The following is a 25409-nucleotide window of genomic DNA, read 5'->3' as shown; positions in this document are numbered from 1 at the left end:
GAACCTTCCTCGATAAGGAACTTCACTATGATTTCTCGTTTTGCCCCTATCTGCCTCGCTCTTGCCCTTCCTGTGGTATCACTGCCTAGCGCAGCTTCGGCACAAGAAGCGGCACAATCACCGTTGGAGATGCGCGCTGACGATGCCGCAGAGGTAATCGCGGGCACTAAAGAGCCGGAAGACATCTTCGCACCGGTCCTGCTGGCAGCGGTTCCACCGCCACAACTTAAGGCGATCTCGGCGCAGCTAATTGCTCAACATGGCGCGATGCAGGGCGTCGACAGTGTCGCATCGGTCGACGCGTCGACCGGCAATGCCGTGCTGCGCTTCGAGAAAGCGCTGGTGACCATAGCCTTGAGTATCGAGCAGGCAGAACCCCATTTAATCGACGGAATGCGTATCACCAATGTGGAGACGCTCGATGACTCATTGGAGAAGGTCAGAGCGGAGCTGGAAGCGCTTCCCGGCAATATCGGCGTACTTTTCGCAAAACTGGACGGTTCCGCTGCGCCGACTTTGGCTCTCAACCAAGACAAGCAATATGCGATCGGATCAACATTCAAGCTCTACATTTTGTCTGCTCTCGCCAAGTCGATAGAGGCCGGTGAGCGAAATTGGAGCGATGTGCTTGAGCTCGATCGTCGGTCCTTTCCGAGCGGCAGGATGCAGAACTGGCCCAAGGGCGCGCCGGTGACGCTGCAGACGCTCGCGACGATGATGATCACGATCAGCGACAACACTGCGACCGATATGCTCCTGTATGAAGTCGGGCGCGATGCAGTTGAAGCGGAGCTGCGAGCAAGCGGACATTCTGATCCGGATCGTACATTGCCATTCCTGAGCACTCTCCAGATGTTCGGGCTCAAGGGTAGCCCGGGAAACCTGGCCAAATACATTGCGGCGGACGAAGATACGCAGCGCTTTATCCTTGCAGATTTCGAGGATGACGTCGGCGGTGACCCGACCAAGATCACCCCGCCCCGTTTCGTCGAGCCAACCGCCATCAATACAGTAGAATGGTTTGCCAGCGGACAGGACTTGCAAAAATTACTTGGCCGGATTGTCGATCTATCCGATCCGACTGCTCGCGACATTATGGGCATCAGCCCTGCACTTCCTGGCCCGATCACGCAAAAGTGGGACTATGTCGGCTATAAAGGCGGGTCAGAACCCGGTGTCCTGAACCTGACTTGGTTGCTGCAGGACAAGGCGGGCGAATGGCTTATGCTCTCGCTCAGCTGGAACAATCCCGAGGCTAACGTTGATGAAGCGGCATTAAATGCCCTGGCACAGCGACTGATCGCGCTTGCAGGGTAATGTGTTCCAAGCGCAGCTTACTCTTGCCCTGACGCGCTGACTTGCTTAACGCGCACGTAAAGTATCAGTTGCACAGGAAAACCCATGACAGATCAGGCTCCAAAGCGTTTTGACGGCACCCAAGACTATATCGCAACCGATGACCTAAAAGTTGCGGTTGATGCCGCGGTTACGCTGCGCCGTCCGCTTTTGGTAAAGGGTGAACCAGGCACGGGTAAAACCGTGCTGGCCCATGAGATCGCCAAAGCCGTTGGCGCGCCGTTGATCGAGTGGAACGTCAAATCGACCACGAAAGCGCAGCAAGGTTTGTATGAATATGATGCGGTTGCGCGCTTGCGCGACGGCCAGCTCGGCGAAGAGCGCGTTCACGACATTCGCAACTACATCAAGAAGGGTAAATTGTGGGAGGCTTTCACCTCTGAGCAACTGCCTGTTCTGCTGATTGATGAGATCGACAAGGCCGACATCGAGTTCCCGAATGATCTGCTGCAAGAACTCGACCGGATGAGCTTCGATGTCTACGAAACACAGGAACGCATTTCGGCCAAAGAACGTCCAATTGTGGTGATTACCTCGAACAACGAGAAAGAGCTGCCAGACGCATTCCTGCGCCGCTGCTTCTTCCACTACATTAAGTTTCCTGACCGCGACACAATGCGCTCAATCATCGAAGTGCATCATCCCGGTATCCAGAAGATGCTCGTGAGCAAGGCGATGGACGTGTTCTACGAAATTCGCGACGTGCCCGGCTTGAAGAAAAAGCCGAGTACATCAGAACTGCTCGATTGGCTGAAACTGCTTCTCAACGAAGATATGCCGCTCGAAGTGTTGCAAGACAAAGATCCGAGCAAAGCGATCCCGCCGCTCCACGGTGCGCTGCTGAAGAACGAGCAGGACGTGATGCTGTTCGAACGGCTGGCCTTTATGTCACGCCGTCAGACGTAGAAACTAGGCTTTCGGCCAAGCGCTGTCGTCAAGAATATACGCGAGTTCGAGATCGCCCCAACGGGTATCATCGACATAGAGTGGCATATAGATCGTGCGGACGATGTAGAAATCGACGCCGTCACCTTCTTGTCGATGCGCTGCCATCATGTACGGCGCGTTGTTCGCTTTCGCACGCTTTTCGGACGGTCCAAACATTATTCGGCCGTTGCGACAATAGAGCGTATCATGCCTGATATCGCCGGTGGGTTTGAGCGAGCGCTCCGAGACGTGCGTTGGAAAGAAGCCGTTACGGTCGGATACTGCCAGCATCTTGATGGGGCGGCCCATTGCAAGGCAAGCATCAAGAATGGGGCGCCAGTGATCATCCGCCCAGTCCGATAAGCGGGTTCTGAACTGTTCTGGATTGGTGCCGTCAACAAGTTGGTAGTCATCATCGAAGAAATCGGATTTCTTCACGATTCCGGATTCTAAACCGGCTTGCGCTGCATCCGATATTTGCGACGCATACTCACGTGCGATCTCAACTATCCGGCTATCGTCTGCGGCCAGATCTGCATGGACCACACGATCAAATAGTCCACTGGCAGTGTCTTCGAGGCTAGTGACATAACGGCTGGCGTCGCTCAGTTTTGACTCGTTCTCCAGCGTGGCAGAGGTGAACTGTGTCAGGGCTGACCCAAGACCGGCACTGTGCGTATCGATAGTACCCGCGGCACCGGCTATCTGCTCGTTTTGCTTACCCACTTCATCGACGAGTTCAACGACGCCATTGATCGTATCTGCGATGCTGTTGATCGATGATTTGGCGCTTCCACTGGCTTCGGAGCTGTTGCCAATCTGTGAAACCACATTGCTGGCGTTCCGGTCGAGATCGTCCACCGTCCTGTAAATTTCATCAGTCGCCCGTCTCGTCTCACTGGCCAATTGCTTTACCTCATTGGCCACCACGGCGAAAGTCCGGCCTGTATCGCCGGCCCGCATGGCCTCGATCGATGCATTTAGTGCGAGAATATTGGTGGTCTCGGCAATCTGGTTAATGTCGCCGGCACTTTTGCGCACTTGCTCCATTGCCGCTGCAAAACCCGTGACATGGCGCGTCAGCGAGTCAACCAGCTCAACAAGCTGTCCGATTTGACCCAATGAAGAGCTGATAAGAGCAGTCCCTGACTGCAGCTTATTGATTGCTTTTTCGGAAAGCAGTTGAGATTCATCGCATGCATCTGCGACCTTACTTTGATCTTCTTCCAAACGCCGGATGGTCTCGTGCAACAGTTCATGTTCGGCACGCAGCGTTTCCGATGATTGGCACACCGCATTCACTATCCCGCCGACTTCTGACGAAACCAGCGCGACTTCACCACAAGTGTCAGCAATGTTGGAAACAGCACCGGTTGTTGCCGCCTTAATCGGAAGAACTTCCAAGAGCTTGTCCCCTCCGGCTGCAGTCAAAATCGCTTAGTCGTCGAACTTATATGCGACTTCGAAATCACCCCAGCGGCGGCCGTTCACGTAGAGCGGGACGTACACATTGCGCACGACGTTGTAGCTCTTGCCATCGCCTTCCTGGCGGTAGACGGCCATCATATATGGCGCGTTGCTACGCTTGGCTTTTTGATCAACTGCTTCGAGCAAAATCCGGCCGTTGCGGCAATGCTTGGTGTCATGCGCCAGATCGCCCGTTGGTTCACGCGATGCATCTGTCGTATGTGTAGGTAGGAAGCCCTTCATATCTGCCTGCGAGCACATGATGAACGGAGCACCCTCAGCCACAACCCGATCAATGACAGGCCGCCAATTGGCATCCGCCCATTCGGTTAGGCTAGTCCTGAACCGCGGCGGATTACTGCCCGCGATCTGCTGATAATCCTGGTCGAATAGATGATCTAGGCCGAGATCACCCGCAGCAATCGCCTTCTCGGCGCGCTCTGCGACTTCTTTGGCCAGCGCCTGCGCCCGCTCAACAACCACGCTGTCTTTGGGCGAGAGGCCAGCCTTGACGATACCGTCGAACATTTCGCTCGCGGTTAACTCAAGATCTTGCATCCGGTGATGGGCGTTCTCAAGCTTGTTTTCATTGGCAATGGCCGCGCTATCGAATGACGCGAGAACGTCTTGCACACGGTGGACATGATCGCTGATTGTGCCCGTCGCCCGTGCGATTTGGTCGTTCTGGCGATCCACCTCTTCAACCAGTTCAGCAACGCCGCCAATCGTGTCTTCTATCTGGGCCACCGATGCTTTGGCATTCTTGCTGGCTTCAGCACCGCTTTCGATCTGCTCGATAACGCTCTCTGCCTCACCGCCGAGAGTATCGATGGTACGGCTAATTTCTTCGGTCGCACGGCGCGTATCGCCTGCAAGGCTCTTAACCTCGTTTGCCACGACCGCGAATGTCCGGCCCGCATCACCTGCACGCATCGCTTCAATGGTGGCATTGAGCGCCAAGATGTTGGTGGTCTCTGCAATCTGGTCGATATCCTGAGAACAGCGGCGCACTTGCTCCATAGCTGCCGCAAAACCGGTCACATGCTGAGTAAGCGTCTCGACCAGTTCCAGCAGGCCCGAGATTTGACCGAGTGAGGATTGAATCAGCGATGTGCCCTGCCCCAAGCGCTCAATCGCGCGCTCCGATAGCAAGCGCGCTTCATCGCTCGCTTCGGATACTTTCTGTTGATCGGCTTCGAGCTCCGAAACTGTGCCTTGCAACGCACCATGTTCTGCGCGCAGCTTCTCCGACGATTCAATGACGGATTGAACGATGCCGGCAACATCAGAACAGCCAACGGTTACCTCACCGCAGCTCTTCGGGATCAGATCGATCGATTGCTGCTGGTTAGCGTCATCAAATACGGCATGTTTCATTGGCTGCAGAGCCCCCTAAAAATCTGTTGCTGCCGCCATAGGGGTCATATGGTTACTTTTGTTTTAACGATTGGTGCGGAAGATGGTCGCACAATCGCATCTAGCGTTGCCCGAAATGGCGCGTTAGGGACCGTGCATGTTTTTCGACTTCATAGATGAGCTCCGCGCGGCCGGTATCCAAGCATCCTTCAAGGAGCATTTGACGCTGCTCGAAGCACTGGATCGTGATGTTATCGAGCAATCGCCCGAGGCGTTCTACTATCTCAGCCGAGCGACCTTTGTGAAAGACGAAGGCCTGCTCGACCGGTTCGATCAAGTGTTCAACAAGGTCTTCAAGGGCATTTTGTCCGATTACGGGCAGGATGCGGTCGATATTCCCGAGGATTGGCTCAAGGCCGTTGCCGAGAAATTCCTCTCGCCTGAGGAAATGGCTGAGATCGAGAAGCTTGGCGACTGGGACAAGATCATGGAGACGCTGAAGGAACGGCTCGCCGAGCAGGAAAAGAAGCACGAAGGCGGTAATAAGTGGATCGGGACTGGCGGCACCAGTCCGTTCGGCAATTCGGGCTTCAACCCTGAAGGCGTCCGCATCGGCGGCGAAGGTAAGCACAAGAAAGCGATCAAGGTGTGGGAGAAGCGCGAATTCGCCAATCTCGACAACACCAAAGAACTCGGCACCCGCAACATAAAAATGGCGCTACGTCGCCTGCGCCGTTTCGCACGCGAAGGATCGGCCGACGAGCTTGATCTGGATGCAACGATTGACGGAACCGCCAAGCAAGGTTGGCTCGATATCCATATGCGCCCAGAGCGGCACAATGCGGTCAAGCTGCTGCTGTTTCTCGATGTTGGCGGGTCGATGGATCCGTTCATTAAGCTCTGCGAAGAATTATTCAGTGCTGCAAATAGCGAGTTCAAAAATCTGGAGTTTTTCTACTTTCACAACTGCCTTTACGAAGGTGTGTGGAAGGACAATCGCCGCCGCTGGCAGGAACGGACCAATACCTGGGACATCCTCCACAAATACGGCCATGATTACAAAGTGATCTTCGTGGGCGACGCGGCAATGAGCCCGTACGAAATTACCCACCAAGGCGGCAGCGTTGAGCATATGAATGAAGAAGCCGGCGCAGTGTGGATGCAGCGCGTGGCAAACACCTATCCCGCGACCGTATGGCTAAACCCGGTGCCAGAGAAGCAGTGGAACTACTCGCAGAGCACCAAGATGCTGAAGCAATTGGTCAATGACCGGATGTATCCGCTGACGCTAGACGGGTTGGATGACGCGATGCGGGAGTTGAGCCGCAAACAGGGGGCTTGATTGGATAGAGTTGGGACAACTTCCCGATTGCGATCCTTGACAATATTGGACCATAGGCTTCGACTTTTGGACCCTCGGTTGGGAGAGGTTGATTGAAACCAAATCACTGTTTGTTGGCTCTGTGCACTCTGGTCACCGGCTGTTCGCCAGAAAGTCAACGAGAGGATTCGGACGCCTTCTCCAACCGCGCCAATCATTCTCCCGCTCCTGCTGAAACGCGGGAAATTGGCCTTGTGGATCGCACCAAGGAGATAGCGGCGCTCACACCGGATGATTGGGCTCCAATTTCATCTCGTGGAGCGCATGCGCGTTTCGCAGTGGTCATCACGGACGGAGCGTCTGGCAAAACAACAGGTGCTCTCGGCTACATCTCACTGGACGGCTCTTTAGAACATCACGCTCAGCAACTTGGATACGCGCCAGCAGCGGAAAAAACGGCGAAAAAGAAGTATCAGAAAGAGGCTGAGTCATTTCCTGCTGTGACCGGCTACAGCATGTACGCTTCTGGCAAAAAGTTCGGATACGATACGCTACTGAACATGCCACTGCTTCGCGCACGGTATGTAAATCGCGAGCTGGGCATTTTTTGCAGCATGAACCGGCCCGGCGAAGCACATTGCATTTGGGGCAATGACAGCGTTCGTTACAAATTGAGTTTCGATTCACTCAAAACTGAGTCTGTGCTGCCCTACTTACTCAGGAAAGCAAAAGAAGGTATTTGAGCCAACTGATTGTTGCTTCCGATCTTTACGCCTTTCCCCCTTTTCAGCCATTTTCCTACAGGTCTGCAATTTGCTAGCGTTTGCGGCGTTCTTTGAAATCGTCGAGCCTAGAAGAAGGAGCGAGTTTCCGTCCGTCCGACACCTAGAAAATCACTTAAACTATCAGTATCATGGGATTTTATCTTTCCGCACAAAAGTTACACGGTGTAACCTTTGTCCGGCTGTTTCCGGCATTTCACCCGATATTTCGGTAAAGTGATCAATACAACAGCTGATCGCGGGTTGCGTCGCGCCATTTCGTTTCATCAGCCAAACCGCCTATATCGAGGTCATCGGGCCTACTACTTGTATCATCCACCCACTCGCGCAGTCCGGGGCCGCCATTGATCACATCAATCGCTAGTACATCATTTGTGTACTCGTACTGGAAGTCCTTGCCGCGCCACAGCTCGTAGTCGGGATACAGATTGCGGATCGCTTTGAACGCCAGCGCTTGCAGCCGCCATGGTTTGAACTTCGCGTGATCGTAATCCGGACCCTCAGCATGGACCATCAGCGCGCTGCAGAGCTTGCCTACATGCTTATGGAAGGTCGGTTCGAACCAGCATTCGCGCAGGACGCAACCTTCGATCCACTGCGGAGCGAAACGGCGCATTTCAACGTGGACCGCAGCCGCATCAATATCGGGCGCGCCGAACAAAACTTCTAGCGGCCGCGTGGTCCCCCTGCCCTCACTCAAGGTTGCGCCTTCGATCATCACCGTGCCGGCATAGGCGCGCGCCATGTTGACGCTCGCGGCGTTCGGGCTCGGATTGATCCATACCCTGTCCAGCGGCCAGCCATGGCCCGGGCCGTCAGGGTCCCAACCTTCCATCTCTACAACGCGGTATTCCACATCGAGATTGACGTGCTCGATAAACCAATGGCCCATCTCGCCCATTGTCAGCCCGTGCCGCATGGGCATCGGTGCGGCGCCGACAAAGCTCTCATTGCCGGGAATCAGCAGCGTGCCCTCGACCGGGCGCCCTGCTGGATTGGGGCGATCGAGGACCCACACTTCTTTGCCGTGCTTTGCGGCCTCTTCGAGCAGATAAAGCAGCGTTGTGACGAAAGTGTATATCCGGCAACCAAGGTCCTGCAGATCAAACAGGAATACATCTGCCGTCGACATCATTTGGCCGGTTGGTCGGCGGACCTCACCATACAGGCTGAACACCGGGATATTGTGGACCGGATCCATCTCATCCTCGGTCTCGACCATGTTGTCCTGTTTATCGCCCTTCAGCCCATGCTGCGGACCGAAGGCAGAGGTGACGTTCACACCCGCTGCGATCAACGCATCGAGTGAATGGGTCATGTCCTGCGTCACACTTGCGGGGTGCGCGACGAGCGATACGCGACGACCGTCCAACCGTTTCAGGAGTTGCTGGTCCGAGAGGAGCTTTTCGAGGCCGAATTTCATTGCCAATCGGTGCGGCAAGGACGCTTCAAATGCAACGGATTTTGTGCCTTCACGATTGTGCTGGCCGCATTGCCACGTGTCCCTATAGTGCAGCGATGGAAACATACCCCTTGATAATCGCAATCGCTTGGGCCGTGATCCTCGGCGGAGCTGGCGGTCTACTGACGGAGATTGGTCCTTGGTACCGCGATTTGGACAAACCCAGTTGGCAACCGCCTGACTGGCTATTTGGACCGGCTTGGACGATTATCCTCGGACTTGCGGCTTGGGCATTCTACTTGTCGTGGACCGCTGCAGGAACTCAGCAAGATCGGCTGCTAATAGGTAGCCTCTATGCAGTAAACTTCATCTGCCATCTTGCCTGGTCGCCGCTGTTTTTCAAATTCAAACGTCCCGACTGGGCGCTATTTGAAGTCGTGTTTCTGTGGTTGTCGGTGCTGTCGCTGTGCATATTGCTGCGCCAATATTCGGTCGCCGCGAGTTGGATGATCGTGCCGTACTTGGTGTGGGTCAGCTTCGCGAGCATATTGAATTGGCAGATTGTTAAGTTGAACGGCCCGTGCGGTCGCCCTGCCTGACGAGATAGCTCAGTCCAAGGTGATTGCGCGGCAGACGGTGCTATGGAACTCGGGCTTGCCTTCAGCGAAGGCCAAGGCCCAGAACTGGATATTGCCGTCGTAATCCTCGACAATCGCATTCAATGCGACATCTGCGGGCAGTGGTAGGTCTGTCGCGATGCTCGCTTCCAACACCAACTCTCCATCGTTGTAAGAGCAGGCAATCGAAATGGCGTGAACCGGTGCATCGGTGCTGTTCTTGCGAAAGTCATCGAAGTCGTAGCAGGCCCAACGGCTGGACGGAGACAGATTGAATTCGCGATAATAGGTCCCGTCATGCGGTTGCCAGAATATCTCGAAGCAGGTTGTCTTCCACAGGAAGTCCGTCCGCTCGCTATGTGCATGAATCGGAACTTTGATTTTATCGATATCACCTTGAACGCGGAAACGCGCACGGCATCCCCCATCCGTAGCTTCAATATCCGCGCTGACGGCCTTAATCGGCCCCTCTGCGCAATCGGGATGGAGAATGAGCGAATGCATCGCCGTTCTATTGCCGACCATAAAAGGTGTCGCAACCCACTTACGAACCACATTTTTCGTTGCTAGGGGCACTCCACTATGAGCGAATTTCAATCCGACCTTCTCCGCCTGCTCGAAGAGCGTGGCCATATGCACCAGATCACCGATGCCGGGGCGCTCGATGCGCTGGCAATGAAAGAAGTCGTGACGGGCTATGTCGGTTTCGACCCCACCGCGCCTTCATTGCATATCGGCAACCTTGCCTCGATCATGCTACTCAAGCGTCTGCAACAGGCCGGGCATCGTCCAATTGTGATTATGGGTGGTGGTACGGCGAAGGTCGGCGATCCGTCGGGTAAAGACGAAACACGCCAGATGCTGACGGAGGAAAAGCTCGCGAGCAATATTGAGGGCATCAAGGGCAGCTTTGAACGGATACTCCGATTTGATGATAGAGAGAGCGGCGCGCTACTAATCAATAATGACGATTGGCTGAGCAAGCTTGGTTATGTCGAACTGCTGCGCGATGTTGGCCAGCACTTCACTATCAACCGGATGCTGACATTCGATTCGGTGAAGACCCGGCTCGACCGCGAGCAGCCGCTGACCTTTATCGAATTCAACTACATGATCATGCAGGCCTATGATTATCTGGTCTTAAACCGGGAGCATGGCTGCCGCTTGCAACTTGGCGGCAGCGATCAATGGGGCAATATTGTCAACGGTATCGAACTGACCCGCCGGATTGATGGCAAGGAAGTCTATGGCTTTACTGCGCCGCTCATAACGCGCGCAGATGGTGCAAAAATGGGCAAGTCGGTCGACGGAGCGATCTGGCTCAATGAAGATCAATTGCCCGCCTACGACTTCTGGCAATACTGGCGGAACACTGACGATCGTGATGTCGGCAAGTTCCTGCGCATCTTCACCGATGTACCGCTTGACGAAATCGTTCGACTCGAAGCGCTTGAGGGTAGCGAGATCAATGATGCCAAAATCGTCCTCGCCAACGAAGTGACCAAGATGGTTCGCGGCGAAGCTGCAGCAGTCTCTGCCGCAGCGACCGCGCAGCAGACCTTTGCTGGCGGCGGTGCAGGCGATGATCTTCCGACTCTCTCAGTGGGTGCGGAAGGCATGCGTATTGGTGCTGTGTTGACCGAACTCGGCTTCACTGCATCGAATGGCGAGGCGAAGCGCAAAATTGTTGAGGGCGCCGTTAAGTTAGACGATCAACCAATCGGAGAACCCGGTTTTCTGGTGGAAGTTGCTGAAGGCAAAGACTTAAAACTGAGTCTGGGCAAAAAGAAGCACGCCATCGTGACGCGCTAAACTTCAATAAAAACAACATTTTGTCCCGTATTGGGACAGAAATTTTTACAAAATATCAGGCTTTCCACTCCATTAGGGTTGTTCGTACTCGAACTTTGGAGGTCGCACTATCATGGGTGTCGGAGCACAATTATCAGTAACCGATTTACGGCGCGCAACGCGTCATCCCGTCGACCATCCAGTGATCGCAGAACACCACGATCGCGGTGATATCAAGCTGCATATCTGCAACCTTTCGGCACATGGCTTCATGATTGATGATGGCACTGACCTTAATCGGGGTGACCGCGTGATCATTCGTTTGCCAGTGGTTGGCCGCATCGAAGCCTATGTCATTTGGACCAAAGAGGAACGCAGCGGATTCCAGTTCGAAAGAATCATCCGTGTTGATGATTTTGTCGATATGATCGACGCATTGCAGCCAAACCCACGCCTCCGCCGCGACCGCTAAGGCCGCCTTCCAAGGTTTAGTTGCCAGCTACCAAAACGAGCAGACTTCACATTGACCGCTAGCGGTGCCAATGCACCGCTGTGTCTGAGCAAACCTCTCCGTTCAAAATAGCGAATTTCCGCGCCTATTGGGTGTCGCGTCTGTCAATGACATTGGCGCAATATGCGATGTTACTCATCATCGGGTGGCAGACCTACAATATCGCCCGCGATGATGGGATGGCTGTTCCCGAAGCCGCTGGGCAGCTCGCGCTGATCGGGCTTCTCCAGTTCATACCGCTGTTCTTGCTTACGCCCTTTGTCGGGCTCGCCGCAGACAGACTAAACCGCCGCAATGTTGCGCGGGTGATGGTACTGCTCCAGCTCGTCTGCGCAGGCACACTCGCCTATCTCACTTGGTTCGGGCAGATCAGCATTTTCAGCCTGTTCTGTGTAGCAGTTGTGCTGGGCGTAGCGAGAGCCTTCGCTGGACCGGCTCTTTCCGCCCTCGCCCCCAACCTGGTACCCAAAGCAATCTTGCCCAACGCCATCGCGCTGTCATCAATCGCATGGCAGGTTGGAATGATCGTTGGCCCCGCTATTGGCGGGTATTTCTACGCCATTCTGCCCGCCTTGCCCTACATTGTCGCGAGCGGATTATTTGGCGTTTCGATCATTGCATTGAGTTTCATCGGCAATGTCCCTCGCACCCCCATCGCCGGTGCGCAGCGCCCGATCGGTCAGATTGTCGACGGCCTACGCTATGTTGTGCGCAACAAGATGGTCCTTGGCGCAATCACGCTGGATCTGTTCGCAGTTTTCCTAGCCGGAGCGACCGCACTGTTCCCGGTTTACGCCCGCGATATTCTGATGGTCGGTGAGGAAGGCTTGGCACAGCTAGCCATGGCTCCTGCCGTCGGCGCAGCGATAACAGCGGCGTTCTTCTCCTTCCGCCCGCTCAAAACCAATGTTGGGCCGAAGATGCTAATCGCGGTCGCGATATTCGGTTTTGCTACCATTGCGTTTGGTTTCTCGACATGGATGCCGCTCTCGCTAGCGATGCTGTTCATTGTCGGTGCGGCGGATATGTTCTCTGTCTACATCCGGCAATCACTGATCCAATTGCATACGCCCGACGACAAGCGCGGACGCGTCTCATCCGTCTCACTGCTGACAATCTCGGCATCGAATGAGTTCGGTGATTTCTTCTCCGGCACGCTCGCTTATCTGATCGGGCCTGTGCTGGCAGTGGTATCGGGCGGTGCCGGTGCAATTATTACCGTAGCGATCTGGAGCCGCCTATTTCCGGTTTTGCGCACTACGCGGACCTTTGATCCGCCCGAAGAGTTACTAGATACAGATACAGAAACCAAAATATCGTCATCGAAACCATCGGGAGACACCACATGAAAGCCGATTCCGTCCTCGCCACCATTGGCAACACACCGCATATCCGCCTTGCGCGGCTGTTCCCCGATCACGATGTCTGGATCAAATCGGAGCGATCGAATCCCGGTGGTTCGATCAAGGACCGGATTGCACTTGCGATGGTTGAGGCTGCCGAGGAGGCTGGCGACCTGAAAGAAGGTGGTACAATCATCGAGCCGACCAGCGGCAACACCGGCATCGGTCTTGCGATGGTTGCTGCGGTCAAGGGCTATAAGCTGGTTCTAGTCATGCCCGAATCCATGTCACTTGAACGTCGCCGCTTGATGCTGGCTTACGGCGCGACATTCGATCTGACGGACAAAGCCAAAGGCATGAAAGGTGCAATTGAACGCGCGACCGAGCTGGTTGCGCAGACCGACGGCGCGTGGATGCCCGCTCAGTTCGACAACCCTGCAAACGTGTCGGTGCATGTGCGGACCACCTCTCAGGAAATTCTCAAAGACTTTGCCGACAAGCCTGTCGATGTGATGATCACTGGTGTTGGCACAGGCGGTCACCTCACCGGCTGCGCCGAGGAACTGAAGCGCCACTGGGCCGATATGAAAGCTTATGCAGTGGAGCCCGAGCTCTCGCCGGTCATCTCCGGCGGTCAGCCCGGCCCTCACCCGATCCAAGGTATCGGCGCGGGTTTCATTCCGGGGAACCTCCACACTCAAGCCATTGATGGCGCAATCCCGGTGGATGCAGAACAAGCCAAGGAAATGGCGCGCAAATGTGCCGTGACCGAAGGTCTTTTGGTCGGCATTTCCAGCGGCGCGACGCTCGCCGCGATTGCCAACAAGCTGCCCGACCTCGAAGCCGGTACGACAGTTCTCGGCTTTAACTACGACACTGGCGAGCGCTATCTCTCGGTGCCGGAGTTCCTACCGGAAGCCTAAACGCCGAATTATACAATTCAATCTCCCTCATTCTGGGCAAACTAGATGCGTTCAGGAAGGAGATTGAGCATGAGGTTTTTGAAATTGCTTTCGGGCCCGTTGGCGACTGCATTGGCGGTCACCCTTTGCATGCCCGCAAGCGCGCAGTCAGCCAGCGCGACAGAGCCTACCGAAGAGGAAAAGCTCGCCAAAAAGCGCCATGACGAATGGATCGCGGCCCAGAAGGCGCGTTGCGGTGCTGAGTCGCTTGAATCCATCCCTGGCAAGGAATGGATGGATGCGTATGGCTGGCGCTATGCGACTGAGAGCGAGGCCAAGACCGCCTATGTCGATCTGGTCAAGAACACTCCGCCATGGCCGAGCTACATGTTGCCGAGCGTTGCCCGCTTGCAGCCTGGCCGCCGCTTTCAAATGGCGTTCTCGCCGGGACAAGCCGATGACCATCCCGGCGGATTCGGCACGTTCGACAAGATCGACAGCGTTGAAGAGGTTCGCGAAGATCTGGCCGTGCTGTTCACGTGGAAGGAAGATGTCGACCGCGTTGTTACCTTCGAGATTACCAAACCCACTTTGGTCTTGGTCGGGCCCATCGGTCCGCAAGTCGATCCGGTGAAGTGCAAGCTACTCCACGGGCGTTTCTCGCAATTCCAGCTGTTGATGGCTCCCGGCGAGCGCAAAGATTACATGAAGGCCATTTCCGAGATAAAGCTGGCACAGCCACTGCAGCCGGCAATGGCAAAACCTGATTCCTGATCGAAGTCCGAACCTGAAAAGGGGGCGGGAAGCGGCCAATAAGGGGCGCTCCCCGTTTCTGTATTACCTAGGGTTTCTTCTGGAGCACAAAGCTGCAACCCAGTGTTAGGCAGCAGTCTGGAACGCGTCTGCATCCAATGCCATCATGCTGTCCGCGCCGGCCTCAAGCTTGCGGCGGAGAGCGCCGGCATCAGGCAGGAAGCGATCACCGTAGTAAGCGGCAGTCGCCAGCTTCGCTTCGTAGAAAGCGTTGTCCTCAGTACCTTCAGCCAATTTGGCATGGGCGACAGTTGCCATGCGCAGCCACATCAGGCCGAGCGAAACGATGCCCATGATGTGCATGTAGTGATGCGCACCAGCTCCCAGATGATCGGGGTTTGCCATCGCGTTTTGCATGAACCACATAGTCGCAGCTTTCTGCTCACCGAGAGCTTTTTCCAGCTTCTCTGCAAATGGTGCCAGCGCTTCGTTGTTCTTAGCTTCCGCAATTTCCTCATCGACAACCGCGAAGAATGCCTGGATCGCTGCACCGCCATTTTGTGCGAGCTTCCGCCCGCAAAGATCCATTGCTTGAACACCGTTGGTGCCTTCGTAGATCATCGCAATCCGGCTATCGCGGACGTACTGGCTCATGCCCCATTCTTCGATGTAGCCGTGGCCACCGAAGACTTGCTGCATGTTAATTGCAACGTCGAAGCCTTTGTCCGTGCCGTAACCTTTGATGACGGGTGTCAGCAGGCTGATGATTTGGTCAGCCTTGGCTTTGTCTTCATCTGTCGCGCCCTTGTGCGTGAGATCGACTTGCAAAGCGCCCCACAGCGCCAGCGCGCGCATGCCTTCAGTATAGGCTTTCGCATCCATCAACATCCGGCGCACATCGGCGTGGACAAAGATCGGATCGGCCTGTGCTTCTGGTTCAGCCGGGCCGGTCAGAGCACGGCCCTGACGGCGGTCGAGAGCATAGGCGACCGCGTTTTGATAGGCGACTTCTGCTTGCGCATAGCCTTGGATACCAACGCCGAGACGCGCCGCGTTCATCATAATGAACATAGCGGCAAGGCCCTTGTTTTCCTCGCCGACCATCCAGCCTTTGGCACCGTCATAATTCATGACGCAGGTCGAGTTGCCGTGGATGCCCATCTTCTCTTCGATAGAGCCGCATTCAAGCGTGTTGCGCTCACCGAGCGAACCGTCTTCGTTCACTAGGAACTTAGGCACGACGAATAGCGAGATGCCTTTTGAGCTATCCGGCGCACCCGGTGTCTTTGCCAGAACCAAGTGAATGATATTCTCAGCAAGATCATGCTCGCCGGCCGAGATGAAAATCTTGGTGCCGGTGATCGCATAGGAAGCATCGGCTTGCGGCTCTGCCTTAGTGCGGATCATACCCAAATCGGTGCCGCAATGCGGCTCGGTCAGATTCATCGTGCCGGTCCACTCATTGGCAATCATTTTGTGGACGTATTTCTCTTTCAGCTCGTCCGAACCCTTCGCAAGAATTGCCGCAATCGCACCGCCGGTAAGCCCGGGATACATCGCAAATGCCTGGTTCGCAGTGCCGACGAATTCCTCGATCAGCATACCGAGAACGTGCGGCATGCCCTGCCCGCCAAATTCTTCCGGTTGCGAAATCGTGCCCCAACCCGATTCGCGGTATTGCTCGAATGCTTCCTTGAAGCCTGTTGGCGTCGTTACCGAACCATCATCATTGCGGGTACAACCTTCTTCGTCACCAATCCGATTGAGCGGCGCGAGAACTTCCGAGCAGAACTTACCCGCCTCATTGATCACCGTGTCGATCATATCGGGCGTCGCGCTCTCGAAACCCGGCAGGTTGTTGTAACTGGTCAGATCGAGGACTTCATTGACAAGGAAGCGCGCATCGCGCGTGGGGGCGGTGTAGGTCGGCATGGAATTTCCTTTTAGGGTATCTGGCTTTTCGAGGTATCAGGAGTTTGGACCGGGCAGGTCCATATCTTCAATTTGTTCGATGAAGGCGGTCAATTCCTTGATCGATGAATCGATATCGGCTCGCTGGCGCTTCAGTTTAGCGACGTGAGTCCGGCATTTCTCAACCGTTACACGGCGTTGTTCAACGCGGCCATCGTCGAGATCGTAGAGGTCGATCATCTCGCGGATCTCTGTCAGGCTAAAACCGACATTCTTCGCTCGCATGATCCATGCGAGCCGCGCACGATCACGCTTCGAATATACCCGAGTCAGACCAATACGCCGCGGTGCGACGAGGCCCTCATCTTCGTAAAAACGAAGGGCGCGCGCAGTGCAATCGAATTCGGTGGTCAGATCGGAAATACTGAACTGTTCGCGTTCAAGCTTATCCGGCCTGTCAAGGTGTGCGCCAGCATGCGCTTCGCGGCTGGCAGTTTTTTGGGTTGCGTTTGCTGCAGATGACATGGCAGTTTCTATAACTGCCCTTTACGTAAACGTCAATCAACAACTGACTCGAGACGATCATTCTCAAGCACGCGGTAGAAACAGCTGGTCGCACCGGTATGACAGGTTGGCCCTGCGGCCTTGCACCGCAACACTATCGCGTCCTGATCGCAATCGACCAAGATCGACTGAACGCGCAGCACATTCCCCGAGGTCTCACCTTTCTGCCAGAGCTTACCACGCGACCGCGAGTGGAAGTGCGCCAAGCCACTGCTCCGCGTTGCCGTCAAAGCCTCAGCATCCATGAACGCCACCATCAGCACATTCGAAGTCGTATCGTCGATGACCACTGCGCTGAGCAGCCCCTTATCATCAAATTTTGGCAGAAACTCGTGGCCTGTTTCGAGCATTTTTGATTGGGATGGATCGGTTGTCATGACGTCAGTTGGGCTTTCTAGTTTGTCGGCGACACTGCCGCGCAATATTTGTTGCACGATAACCACAGATTGTGATCAAAATCTATTCAATATGGAGTTCACGCTTTCCTGAAGAGCGCATGAATGGAATTAGGCCTTGGTGGTTCGCAAGAGCCGCTCACCGGAACATCGGTACCGTTAGAGTGCCAGGTTCAGGGGGTAAGGACGCTGCCAGCTTTTTGCCAGGCGCTCCTAATGAACGATGAGGGATCGGATCCCGGCAACCATCAAGGGGGAGGTTGTCTACGCCGCAAGGTGGATCCAAATTTATTCGTCACGTGGCGCCCGAGGTTTTCGAACCTCGGGCGTTTCGCTTTCTGGATGTCGTCCATGCTCCAACGCCTCATCTAAAACGCGCGCGAAACAGGCGACAACCGCTCTGCTTACTTTGGCTCGTTTCAATTTCCTCACGCACATATCGCTGGTCGCGCCGCTCGTCAGCACATCATCGACCAACAGGACTTGAGCGTCTTTGAGCCGCTCCTTGCACGCCGGATTGATAGTGATCGAGCCGGCAAGTGCTCGCTCTCGCGCCTTTTGCCCCAACCCACCGAGAGATTCCGTGCGCTTCGTGCGGATCAAACCATCGACTACCAGTCCATGCCCTGTAGATTTTGACAAGTTCTGCGCCAGCAATCCTGCTTGATTGAAGCCGCGCGACCATAGCCGGGTCCGATGCAGTGGCACCGGCACAATCAGCCAATCCCCGTCAAGTTTTGGCAATCGCGCCTCAATCAATTTTGCTAGCATGTCTGCCAACGCGATGCGGCGGCCGTGCTTGAACGCCAGAATCAACTTTCGCGATGCGTCGTTATAGAGTGTGCCGGCAGCAATCCCGTCATGTCTAGGGGGATTGGCGAGGCACGGGGCGCACTGAACCTCGCCGCCGAGCATGCTATCACCCAAAGGTCTTTGGCAAGTCGCGCAACTCGGCTCGCCTGGAATCACCAGCTCGGACCAACATGACGCGCACAGCCCTTTCTGCTCCGCAATCGCATCGCCGCATAACGGACACCTTGGCGGATAGACGAGATCAACCGCAGGTTGGACAATCTCAGCAAGGCGCTGTTTTACGGACATGTTCGCATACTGAGCCGCTTGCGATTTTTCCGCAAGCGCGGCACGGAGCGTGCATGGATAAAGCGCCCCCCACTATCTTCTCGCGCCAGCGAAGCGCGGCCAAGTGGCGGCGGGCATTTAGCCGATATAAGTCCGGCGCTGCGGCGTCTTTTCTCCTCGATGACTTAACCGATGACGTGATCGAGCGGATTGGTTTCATGCAACTTCAGCCGAAGAAAGCCCTTGTGGTTGGCGATTGGTCGAGCGCGGTCCCGACATTCTTGGGCGGTTTAGGCAGTAAGATTGCTGTAGGACAGCTCGGCGATTTCAATGAGGAACTACCTGCGCCGGTCTCCGATTATGATCTGATCGCACATCTCATGGGCCTTGGCATGGTCAACGATCTTCCCGGGGCCTTGATCCACGCCCGTAACGCTTTGGCTAAGGACGGCATATTCATTGCAGCCTTTCCGGGTGCAGGTAGCCTTTCCGCGCTTCGGACCATTACCCTAGCCGCGGATGGCGACCGCCCTTCCCCGCGTATTCATCCAATGATCGACACCTCCGCCGCCTCCGCGCTGTTGCAACGCGCCGGGTTCAAGCGGCAAGTGGTTGACAGCCATACGCTTTCGGTGCGCTATCGCTCGCTGGAACAGTTAGTCAGTGATCTACGCGACCATGGCCTGACCTGCTCACTCCAGCGCGGCTCTCCGCCCTTCACCAAACAGGCGTTTCAACGGGCCAAAGACGCCTTTGAAAGCCTGCGCGATGACGAAGGCAAGGTCACCGAAACATTCGAGATGCTGAATCTAACCGCCTGGAAATAGATTACTTTAACGAGGATTGCGCCGCTGCCAATCGCGCAATCGGCACGCGATATGGCGAAGCGCTGACATAGTCCAAGCCAACCTTATCGCAGAACTCGATACTCGCCGGATCGCCGCCATGTTCGCCGCATATGCCTAGCTTGATATCCGGGCGCGTTGCACGGCCGCGTTCCGCAGCCAATTCAACCAATTGTCCGACGCCTTCGATATCGAGGCTCACAAACGGATCACGCTCAAAAATCCCTTGGTCGGTATACGGCGCAAGGAAGCGAGCGGAATCATCGCGAGACACACCCAGTGTGGTCTGCGTAAGATCATTGGTGCCGAACGAGAAGAAGCGTGCTTCCTCCGCAATCTTGTCTGCCATCAATGCAGCGCGCGGCAATTCTATCATGGTGCCGACAAGATAGTTGATTTCGGTGCCTTTTTCGGCAAAGACATCTTTTGCGGTTCGGTTGATAAGTGCGCGTAATATCTCGAGTTCTCGCTTGGTAGCGACCAAAGGAACCATCACTTCGGGCACAGGTGCTTCACCCGATGCCTTCGCGACGTCACACGCCGCTTCGAAGATTGCGCGCGCCTGCATCTCGTAAATTTCTGGGTAGGTTATGCCAAGGCGACAACCACGGTGACCCAACATCGGGTTGAACTCGTGCAATTCCCCTGCGCGACGCTTCAAATGATCGACGTCATGGCCGGTGACCTTCGCCAATTCGGCAAATTCAGCATCACCATGCGGCAGGAATTCGTGCAGTGGCGGATCTAACAGGCGAATTGTGCATGGCAGTCCGACCATAACTTCGAATATCTCGCGGAAATCGCTGCGTTGCTCTGGCAGTAGCTTAGCCAGCGCATCGCGGCGCCCCTGCTCGCTTTCGGCAAGGATCATCTCGCGCACGGCACTGATCCGGCTCGCGTCGAAGAACATGTGCTCTGTGCGGCACAGGCCGATACCCTCGGCCCCAAACTGACGCGCCATCCGGCAATCATTTGGTGTCTCGGCATTTGTACGGACACGCATCCGGCGGTATTTGTCGGCCCACTCCATCAGCACGCCGAAATCACCCGCCATTTCGGGCTCGATCGTGCGGACTTGGCCAGCCATGACTTGACCGGTTGCGCCGTCTAGCGTGAGCGTATCACCTTCATTTAACTCGCGATTTCCGATACGAAGACTTCTTGACGTCATATCGATGGAGACAGCCGAGGCACCTGAAACACAGGGCCGCCCCATTCCACGAGCAACCACCGCAGCATGGCTCGTCATGCCGCCGCGCGCAGTCAGAATACCCTGCGCGGCGTGCATGCCGTGAATGTCTTCAGGGCTGGTTTCAACGCGGCAAAGAATGACCTTCTCGCCTGCGTTGGACAATTGTTCGGCTTTGTCTGCGTCCAGCACAATCGTGCCAGACGCCGCGCCTGGCGACGCAGGCAAACCGGTCGTCAGAATATCGCGATGCGCCTTGGGATCGAGCGTCGGGTGGAGCAACTGGTCGAGCGCCATCGGGTCGACGCGCAGAATAGCTTCCTTCTCGTCGATCAAACCCTCACCAGCCATATCGACCGCCATTTTCAGCGCAGCTTTGGCGGTGCGTTTGCCGGAGCGCGTCTGCAACATCCACAATTTGCCGTCCTGCACGGTAAATTCGATGTCCTGCATGTCGCGGTAATGCTTCTCGAGCAGCTCGAACACAGCAGCCAACTCGCCATAGGCAGCGGGCATTGCCTCTTCCATGCTCAGCGGCTTGGCGTTGGCTTTTTCGCGCGCGGCTTTGGTCAGATATTGCGGTGTGCGAATGCCTGCGACGACGTCCTCACCCTGGGCATTGACCAGCCACTCGCCGTAATAGGCTTTCTCGCCCGTCGCGGGGTCGCGGGTGAACGCCACGCCGGTCGCGCTGGTGTCGCCCATATTGCCGAATACCATCGCCTGCACATTGACTGCAGTGCCCCAATCCGCCGGAATATCATTCAACCGGCGATAGACTTTCGCCCGGTCGCTATCCCAGCTGTCGAACACTGCAGAGATTGCGCCCCACAGCTGCTCATTGACGTCTTGCGGGAACGGCTGACCGAGCTCGTCCTGTACGATGCCCTTATATTCCGAAACCAACGCCTGCCAGTCTTCAGCTTCCATCTCGGTATCGTTGTAGAAACCCTTGTCTTCCTTGGCGATTTCGAGGGCTTCCTCGAACAGTCCATGATCGACTTCGAGAACGACGTCAGAATACATTTGGATGAACCGGCGGTAGCTATCCCATGCGAAACGCTCGTCGCCGGACACTTTGGCAAGGCCTTGCACCGTGGCGTCATTTAGTCCCAGATTGAGGACCGTATCCATCATACCGGGCATCGACACCCGCGCCCCCGAACGGACGGACACTAACAGCGGATCATCATTGTTGCCCAATGACTTACCGACCGCAGTTTCGATGTACTGAAGCGCCGCCGCGACGTCACTACGCAGTTCCGCCGAGAAGTCTGATCCGCCTGCGAGGTATTTTACGCACTCTTCGGTGGTGATCGTGAAGCCGGGAGGAACCGGTAGACCGATCTCGGCCATTTCGGTCAGGTTTGATCCCTTCCCTCCGGTTATGGTCTTATCCTTGGCGCGCGGATCATCGTTGATCGCACCGCCGCCGAAATTATAGACTGTCTGGACCATATCTACCTCGGAAAATCCTACACGATGGAACACATGGAACAGGGTCCATGCGCTAAAATTCTATCCCTCGATACGAGAGAAATCGGCGACCTGATGGACAGCGTTGCGGAACCTGAGCAACAGATCGAGCCGCGCCGCACGTTTATCCGCATCATCATCATTGACCGTCACATCCTCAAAAAACGCATCGACCGGCGCGCGCAGGCTGGCAAGCTGCACCATTGCCGTTTCGAAATCTTCGCTTTCAATAGCTGCGGCAGCTTTGGGCTGCGCAACATCAAGCGCGTCGATGAGCGCCTTCTCTGCGGTTTCGGGAGTGTAGGACACAGAGTTGTTCTTGGCCTCGGTCCACTCTTCCTTCTTCAGAATGTTGGATGCACGTTTGTAGCCAGCGAGGAGGTTGGTGCCGTCTTCGGTTTCCATGAAGGCTTGGAGAGTGTGGACGCGGGCTAGAAGGCGAACGAGGTCGTCTTCGCCGCCCAGAGAGAATACCGCGTCGATTAGATCGTGGCGGACGCCCGCTTCGCGTTGCTGGACTTTGAGACGTTCGACTAGGAATGCACTCAGCCCATCGTTAGCTGCTTCAATGTCGAGCGACAGATTCTTTGCAAACTGCCTAAAACCAAAGACGACATCGGCTGTCACTCCGTATTCCTCATCTTGGTCTGGTTGGGAGGGCCAACGATACGCCTCTAGGCCTTCCGCGGCCGGACCAATGCTAGTCAAAAGGTAAGCTAGGTGAATTTCATAAAGTTCTTCAGAAGCCGTCGAGAAAAGCTTCGTCCAGCCGACGCGGAGATTGGCAGACTGCACAATTCGCACTACTCCCAGCATTGCCCGGCGAAGTGCGAATGGATCTTTTGATCCGGTGGGACGCTCATTAACTACGAAAAAGCTAGCAAGGGTATCCAATTTATCCGCTAAACTCACCGCGACCGTAACCGGAGCGTTCGGAACGTCATCACCCTGCCCGACTGGTTTGTAGTGATCGCGGATCGCGTCGGCGACGGCATCGTCTAGACCCTCAGCGCGGGCGTAGTAGCCGCCCATCAGGCCTTGCAGTTCGGGGAATTCTCCGACCATTTCGGTGACGAGGTCGGCTTTGCACAAACGCGCGGCCTGTTCGGCTTGATCCGGGTTGGCGCCTTTGACGATCCCTTCCTCGACCAACCAGCGCGCCAGCTTGGCAACGCGCTCAACCTTGTCAGCAACCGTTCCCAGCTTCTCATGGAAGGTAATCCGCTCAAGGCCCTTGGCGTGTTCCTCAAGCGACTTCTTCCGGTCCACATCCCAGAAGAACTTCGCATCAGACAGACGCGCGGCGAGGACTTTGCGGTTGCCCTCGACCACCACAGCCGGATCATCGGCTTCGATATTGGCGGTGCAGATGAAGGCGTTGGCAAGCTTGCCGTCCTTCTCACACACGAAATACTTCTGGTTCACTCGCGCGGTAAGCTGGATCGTTTCGGGCGGCACTTCGAGGAAATCATCCTCAAACCGACCGAGCAGCGGCACAGGCCATTCGGTCAGGCCCGCATTTTCGACAACAAGGCCTTCATCCTCGACCAGATCGAGGCCGGCGCCTTTAGCAGCAGCCGCTGCACCTAACCTGATCTCATCTTCGCGGTGCTTGTGGTTCACAATCACATGCGCATTGGCAAGCTTGCGCTGATAGTCATCGGCATTGTCGATTTCGATCATGCCATTGGCGTTGAGCACAGTCGGGTTTTTGTCCTTGAAAAACTCGATCGGTAGCCCGAAATTCCGCGACTTCGCGTCGGATTTCCTGATCCCGTGGAACCGGTGCCCTTTGGTCTCGCGGCCACTCTTGATGCCATGCACTTCGCACTCAACAACGTCAGTGCCGAGCAAAGCCACAATGCCAGACAGCGGGCGCACCCAGCGCAGGCTTTCCGTGCTGATCGACGCAGCACCCCAACGCTGGGACTTAGGCCAAGAGAAGTCGCGGATGATCGCGGGGATGGCTGCGGCAAGAACATCGGCAACCGCCCTGCCTGGTGTGTTGATCACGGCGAAATATGTCGGACGGCCTTTGATGTCGCGAACTTCAAGCTGATCGCGGGACAGGCCAAGCTTGCGGCAGAACCCGTCGACCGCCTGATCGGGAGCGCCCTCCGGCGGCCCTTTGACTTCTTCGCTAACCGCCTCAGTCTTGGTCGGTAGATCGCGTGCAATCAAGGCGAGACGGCGTGGAGTAGACCAAATAGTGATATCGCCGCCAAGTATGGATGCTGCTCCAGCAGATTCAAGTTGACGCAAGAACTGATTTTTCAACTCGGCCCGCGCGCCCTTTTGCATCCGCGCGGGAATTTCTTCACTTCTCAACTCAAGGAGAAAATCAGCCATTAGCTATCCTCCTTCGTCATTCCCGCGAAAGCGGGGATCCAGGGTTTCGGAGTGCTGACTTGTCCACTCTGGATTCCCGCTTTCGCGGCAATGACGATAGTGGGCGTGGCGCTGTACATATTCATGCCGACCACTCCGGATATTTCTCCGCCCAACCGGCTTTTTCCTTCTCCATATGCGCTTCGCAAGATCCGCGCGCGAGGTCGCGGACGCGGGCCATGTAACTGGCGCGTTCCTGTACGCTGATTACGCCGCGCGCTTGAAGAAGGTTGAAGATGTGGCTCGCCTCGACCGCTTGCTCATAGGCAGCGACCGGAACTTCGTTGGCGAGTGCATTTTTGCACTCGGCCTCCGCCTTGTTGAACAAATCGAACAGTGCATCGGTGTCGGCGACTTCGAAGTTCCATTTCGACATTTGCTTTTCGTTTTCGAGAAACACCTCGCCATACGAAACCCCGTGACCATTGAAGTCGAGGTCGTACACATTGTCGACGCCCTGAATATACATTGCGAGGCGCTCGAGCCCGTAGGTCAACTCGCCCGCGACAGGCTTGCAGTCAAAGCCGCCCATCTGCTGGAAATAAGTGAACTGCGTGACTTCCATCCCGTCACACCAGACTTCCCAACCAAGGCCCCAGGCGCCGAGTGTCGGGCTTTCCCAATCATCTTCGACAAAGCGGATATCGTGTTTGAGCGGATCGATGCCGATCACTTCGAGGCTTTTGAGGTACAATTCCTGAATGTCCGACGGGCTCGGTTTCAGGATCACCTGATACTGGTAATAATGCTGTAGGCGGTTCGGATTCTCGCCATAGCGCCCATCAGTCGGACGGCGGCACGGCTGGACGAATGCAGCGTTCCAAGGCTCAGGACCAAGCGCGCGCAGAGTGGTCGCGGTGTGGAACGTCCCCGCCCCCATCCGCATGTCATACGGCTGCAGTATCAGGCAGCCATTCGCGCTCCAGAAATCATGGAGTGCAAGGATCATATCCTGAAACGATTTGGCCGGGTTTCGCGTCGGCACAGATGGAGCAGTGGTCGCCATGCGCGCGGCTTTGGCGGATGCCCCCAA

The 25409-nt window shown here is 55.8% G+C and carries 22 protein-coding genes; 11 read left to right on the top strand and 11 right to left on the bottom strand.

The genetic code is table 11. The features are described from left to right. The first annotated feature begins 27 nt into the window (after positions 1 to 27). The gene (locus tag J9777_RS04655) at positions 28 to 1317 is read left to right on the top strand and encodes a serine hydrolase (RefSeq protein ID WP_209347593.1); all 1290 of its coding nucleotides are present in this window, start codon (positions 28 to 30) and stop codon (positions 1315 to 1317) included. 84 nt (positions 1318 to 1401) lie between these two features. Continuing rightward, a complete protein-coding gene (locus tag J9777_RS04650; RefSeq protein WP_209347592.1) occupies positions 1402 to 2262 on the top strand; it encodes a MoxR family ATPase in 861 nt (286 codons plus the stop codon). Between the two features lie 3 nt (positions 2263 to 2265). On the opposite strand, the gene J9777_RS04645 is transcribed toward J9777_RS04650, so the two are convergent. Together J9777_RS04645 and J9777_RS04640 are read right to left on the bottom strand one after the other, a co-directional pair. Beyond that, positions 2266 to 3687, bottom strand: coding sequence for a methyl-accepting chemotaxis protein (locus tag J9777_RS04645; RefSeq protein ID WP_209347591.1), 1422 nt, complete (start codon positions 3685 to 3687; stop codon positions 2266 to 2268). A gap of 33 nt (positions 3688 to 3720) precedes the next feature. Beyond that, on the bottom strand, positions 3721 to 5127 hold the full coding sequence (locus J9777_RS04640; RefSeq protein ID WP_209347590.1) for a methyl-accepting chemotaxis protein: 1407 nt from the start codon (positions 5125 to 5127) through the stop codon (positions 3721 to 3723). A 136-nt stretch (positions 5128 to 5263) separates the two neighbouring features. Between J9777_RS04640 and J9777_RS04635 the strand changes: the two genes are divergently transcribed. Both J9777_RS04635 and J9777_RS04630 read left to right on the top strand, forming a co-directional pair. Next, the gene (locus J9777_RS04635; RefSeq protein ID WP_209347589.1) at positions 5264 to 6448 is read left to right on the top strand and encodes a VWA domain-containing protein; all 1185 of its coding nucleotides are present in this window, start codon (positions 5264 to 5266) and stop codon (positions 6446 to 6448) included. Between the two features lie 92 nt (positions 6449 to 6540). Beyond that, on the top strand, positions 6541 to 7170 hold the full coding sequence (locus J9777_RS04630; protein ID WP_209347588.1) for a hypothetical protein: 630 nt from the start codon (positions 6541 to 6543) through the stop codon (positions 7168 to 7170). Between the two features lie 259 nt (positions 7171 to 7429). Here J9777_RS04630 and J9777_RS04625 read toward each other — a convergent pair whose 3' ends face one another. Further along, positions 7430 to 8632, bottom strand: a complete 1203-nt coding sequence (locus tag J9777_RS04625; RefSeq protein ID WP_209347587.1) for a DUF1343 domain-containing protein — start codon at positions 8630 to 8632, stop codon at positions 7430 to 7432. Between the two features lie 29 nt (positions 8633 to 8661). Between J9777_RS04625 and J9777_RS04620 the strand changes: the two genes are divergently transcribed. Next, the gene (locus J9777_RS04620) at positions 8662 to 9210 is read left to right on the top strand and encodes a TspO/MBR family protein (RefSeq protein ID WP_348631936.1); all 549 of its coding nucleotides are present in this window, start codon (positions 8662 to 8664) and stop codon (positions 9208 to 9210) included. Positions 9211 to 9219: 9 nt separating this feature from the next. On the opposite strand, the gene J9777_RS04615 is transcribed toward J9777_RS04620, so the two are convergent. Then, a complete protein-coding gene (locus tag J9777_RS04615) occupies positions 9220 to 9732 on the bottom strand; it encodes a hypothetical protein (protein WP_209347586.1) in 513 nt (170 codons plus the stop codon). A 78-nt stretch (positions 9733 to 9810) separates the two neighbouring features. On the opposite strand from J9777_RS04615, the gene tyrS reads away from it, so the two are divergent. The 5 genes from tyrS to J9777_RS04590 all read left to right on the top strand — a co-directional run bounded on the left by tyrS (position 9811) and on the right by J9777_RS04590 (position 14549). After that, positions 9811 to 11040, top strand: a complete 1230-nt coding sequence (tyrS, locus tag J9777_RS04610; protein WP_209347585.1) for a tyrosine--tRNA ligase — start codon at positions 9811 to 9813, stop codon at positions 11038 to 11040. Between the two features lie 112 nt (positions 11041 to 11152). Then, complete coding sequence (locus tag J9777_RS04605) at positions 11153 to 11491, top strand: PilZ domain-containing protein (protein ID WP_209347584.1); 339 nt, start codon at positions 11153 to 11155, stop codon at positions 11489 to 11491. An 80-nt stretch (positions 11492 to 11571) separates the two neighbouring features. Further along, complete coding sequence (locus tag J9777_RS04600; protein WP_209347583.1) at positions 11572 to 12879, top strand: MFS transporter; 1308 nt, start codon at positions 11572 to 11574, stop codon at positions 12877 to 12879. Next, positions 12876 to 13796, top strand: coding sequence for a cysteine synthase A (gene cysK / locus J9777_RS04595; RefSeq protein WP_209347582.1), 921 nt, complete (start codon positions 12876 to 12878; stop codon positions 13794 to 13796). Before J9777_RS04600 ends, cysK begins: the two co-directional genes overlap by 4 nt. Before the next feature lie 69 nt (positions 13797 to 13865). After that, positions 13866 to 14549 carry a hypothetical protein gene (locus tag J9777_RS04590; RefSeq protein ID WP_209347581.1) on the top strand — a complete coding sequence of 228 codons (684 nt, stop codon included), beginning with the start codon at positions 13866 to 13868 and terminating at the stop codon, positions 14547 to 14549. 105 nt (positions 14550 to 14654) lie between these two features. Here the strand turns inward: J9777_RS04590 and J9777_RS04585 are convergent, their stop codons facing one another. The 4 genes from J9777_RS04585 to J9777_RS04570 all read right to left on the bottom strand — a co-directional run bounded on the left by J9777_RS04585 (position 14655) and on the right by J9777_RS04570 (position 18499). Continuing rightward, entirely contained in the window at positions 14655 to 16460 is a 1806-nt protein-coding gene (locus J9777_RS04585; protein ID WP_209347580.1) for an acyl-CoA dehydrogenase C-terminal domain-containing protein, read from the bottom strand. Positions 16461 to 16496: 36 nt separating this feature from the next. Beyond that, positions 16497 to 16964 carry a MerR family DNA-binding transcriptional regulator gene (locus J9777_RS04580; RefSeq protein WP_209347579.1) on the bottom strand — a complete coding sequence of 156 codons (468 nt, stop codon included), beginning with the start codon at positions 16962 to 16964 and terminating at the stop codon, positions 16497 to 16499. Positions 16965 to 16996: 32 nt separating this feature from the next. Then, positions 16997 to 17380: a phosphoribosyl-AMP cyclohydrolase gene (gene hisI / locus J9777_RS04575; RefSeq protein WP_209347578.1), complete on the bottom strand. Its 384-nt coding sequence runs from the start codon at positions 17378 to 17380 to the stop codon at positions 16997 to 16999. Positions 17381 to 17686: 306 nt separating this feature from the next. After that, on the bottom strand, positions 17687 to 18499 hold the full coding sequence (locus J9777_RS04570; protein WP_209347577.1) for a ComF family protein: 813 nt from the start codon (positions 18497 to 18499) through the stop codon (positions 17687 to 17689). A gap of 53 nt (positions 18500 to 18552) precedes the next feature. On the opposite strand from J9777_RS04570, the gene J9777_RS04565 reads away from it, so the two are divergent. After that, positions 18553 to 19305, top strand: coding sequence for a methyltransferase (locus J9777_RS04565; RefSeq protein ID WP_209347576.1), 753 nt, complete (start codon positions 18553 to 18555; stop codon positions 19303 to 19305). 1 nt (position 19306) lies between these two features. Here the strand turns inward: J9777_RS04565 and ppdK are convergent, their stop codons facing one another. The 3 genes from ppdK to J9777_RS04550 all read right to left on the bottom strand — a co-directional run bounded on the left by ppdK (position 19307) and on the right by J9777_RS04550 (position 25382). After that, positions 19307 to 21970: a pyruvate, phosphate dikinase gene (gene ppdK / locus J9777_RS04560; RefSeq protein WP_209348603.1), complete on the bottom strand. Its 2664-nt coding sequence runs from the start codon at positions 21968 to 21970 to the stop codon at positions 19307 to 19309. A gap of 60 nt (positions 21971 to 22030) precedes the next feature. Beyond that, positions 22031 to 24337, bottom strand: a complete 2307-nt coding sequence (gene glyS, locus J9777_RS04555; protein ID WP_209347575.1) for a glycine--tRNA ligase subunit beta — start codon at positions 24335 to 24337, stop codon at positions 22031 to 22033. Between the two features lie 121 nt (positions 24338 to 24458). Then, positions 24459 to 25382, bottom strand: a complete 924-nt coding sequence (locus J9777_RS04550; RefSeq protein ID WP_245228504.1) for a glycine--tRNA ligase subunit alpha — start codon at positions 25380 to 25382, stop codon at positions 24459 to 24461. Positions 25383 to 25409 lie beyond the last annotated feature (27 nt).

The sequence above is a fragment of the Pontixanthobacter sp. CEM42 genome (genome assembly GCF_017812015.1).
Classification (GTDB): Bacteria; Pseudomonadota; Alphaproteobacteria; order Sphingomonadales; family Sphingomonadaceae; genus Pontixanthobacter.
Note: the sequence above shows the minus strand (reverse complement) of the source record. Positions and strands in the feature narration are given on the sequence as shown.

What these genes read in the sequence shown, in the direction of transcription:
- tyrS (WP_209347585.1), top strand. Translation starts at nt 9,811, where the DNA reads ATGAGCGAATTTCAATCCGACCTTCTCCGCCTGCTCGAAGAGCGTGGC.
- J9777_RS04550 (WP_245228504.1), bottom strand. Translation starts at nt 25,382, where the DNA reads ATGGCGACCACTGCTCCATCTGTGCCGACGCGAAACCCGGCCAAATCG.
- J9777_RS04655 (WP_209347593.1), top strand. Translation starts at nt 28, where the DNA reads ATGATTTCTCGTTTTGCCCCTATCTGCCTCGCTCTTGCCCTTCCTGTG.
- J9777_RS04570 (WP_209347577.1), bottom strand. Translation starts at nt 18,499, where the DNA reads ATGTCCGTAAAACAGCGCCTTGCTGAGATTGTCCAACCTGCGGTTGAT.
- J9777_RS04565 (WP_209347576.1), top strand. Translation starts at nt 18,553, where the DNA reads ATGGATAAAGCGCCCCCCACTATCTTCTCGCGCCAGCGAAGCGCGGCC.
- ppdK (WP_209348603.1), bottom strand. Translation starts at nt 21,970, where the DNA reads ATGGTCCAGACAGTCTATAATTTCGGCGGCGGTGCGATCAACGATGAT.
- J9777_RS04580 (WP_209347579.1), bottom strand. Translation starts at nt 16,964, where the DNA reads ATGTCATCTGCAGCAAACGCAACCCAAAAAACTGCCAGCCGCGAAGCG.
- J9777_RS04615 (WP_209347586.1), bottom strand. Translation starts at nt 9,732, where the DNA reads ATGCATTCGCTCATTCTCCATCCCGATTGCGCAGAGGGGCCGATTAAG.
- hisI (WP_209347578.1), bottom strand. Translation starts at nt 17,380, where the DNA reads ATGACAACCGATCCATCCCAATCAAAAATGCTCGAAACAGGCCACGAG.
- cysK (WP_209347582.1), top strand. Translation starts at nt 12,876, where the DNA reads ATGAAAGCCGATTCCGTCCTCGCCACCATTGGCAACACACCGCATATC.
- glyS (WP_209347575.1), bottom strand. Translation starts at nt 24,337, where the DNA reads ATGGCTGATTTTCTCCTTGAGTTGAGAAGTGAAGAAATTCCCGCGCGG.
- J9777_RS04585 (WP_209347580.1), bottom strand. Translation starts at nt 16,460, where the DNA reads ATGCCGACCTACACCGCCCCCACGCGCGATGCGCGCTTCCTTGTCAAT.
- J9777_RS04640 (WP_209347590.1), bottom strand. Translation starts at nt 5,127, where the DNA reads ATGAAACATGCCGTATTTGATGACGCTAACCAGCAGCAATCGATCGAT.
- J9777_RS04605 (WP_209347584.1), top strand. Translation starts at nt 11,153, where the DNA reads ATGGGTGTCGGAGCACAATTATCAGTAACCGATTTACGGCGCGCAACG.
- J9777_RS04635 (WP_209347589.1), top strand. Translation starts at nt 5,264, where the DNA reads ATGTTTTTCGACTTCATAGATGAGCTCCGCGCGGCCGGTATCCAAGCA.
- J9777_RS04650 (WP_209347592.1), top strand. Translation starts at nt 1,402, where the DNA reads ATGACAGATCAGGCTCCAAAGCGTTTTGACGGCACCCAAGACTATATC.
- J9777_RS04590 (WP_209347581.1), top strand. Translation starts at nt 13,866, where the DNA reads ATGAGGTTTTTGAAATTGCTTTCGGGCCCGTTGGCGACTGCATTGGCG.
- J9777_RS04620 (WP_348631936.1), top strand. Translation starts at nt 8,662, where the DNA reads ATGCAACGGATTTTGTGCCTTCACGATTGTGCTGGCCGCATTGCCACG.
- J9777_RS04625 (WP_209347587.1), bottom strand. Translation starts at nt 8,632, where the DNA reads ATGAAATTCGGCCTCGAAAAGCTCCTCTCGGACCAGCAACTCCTGAAA.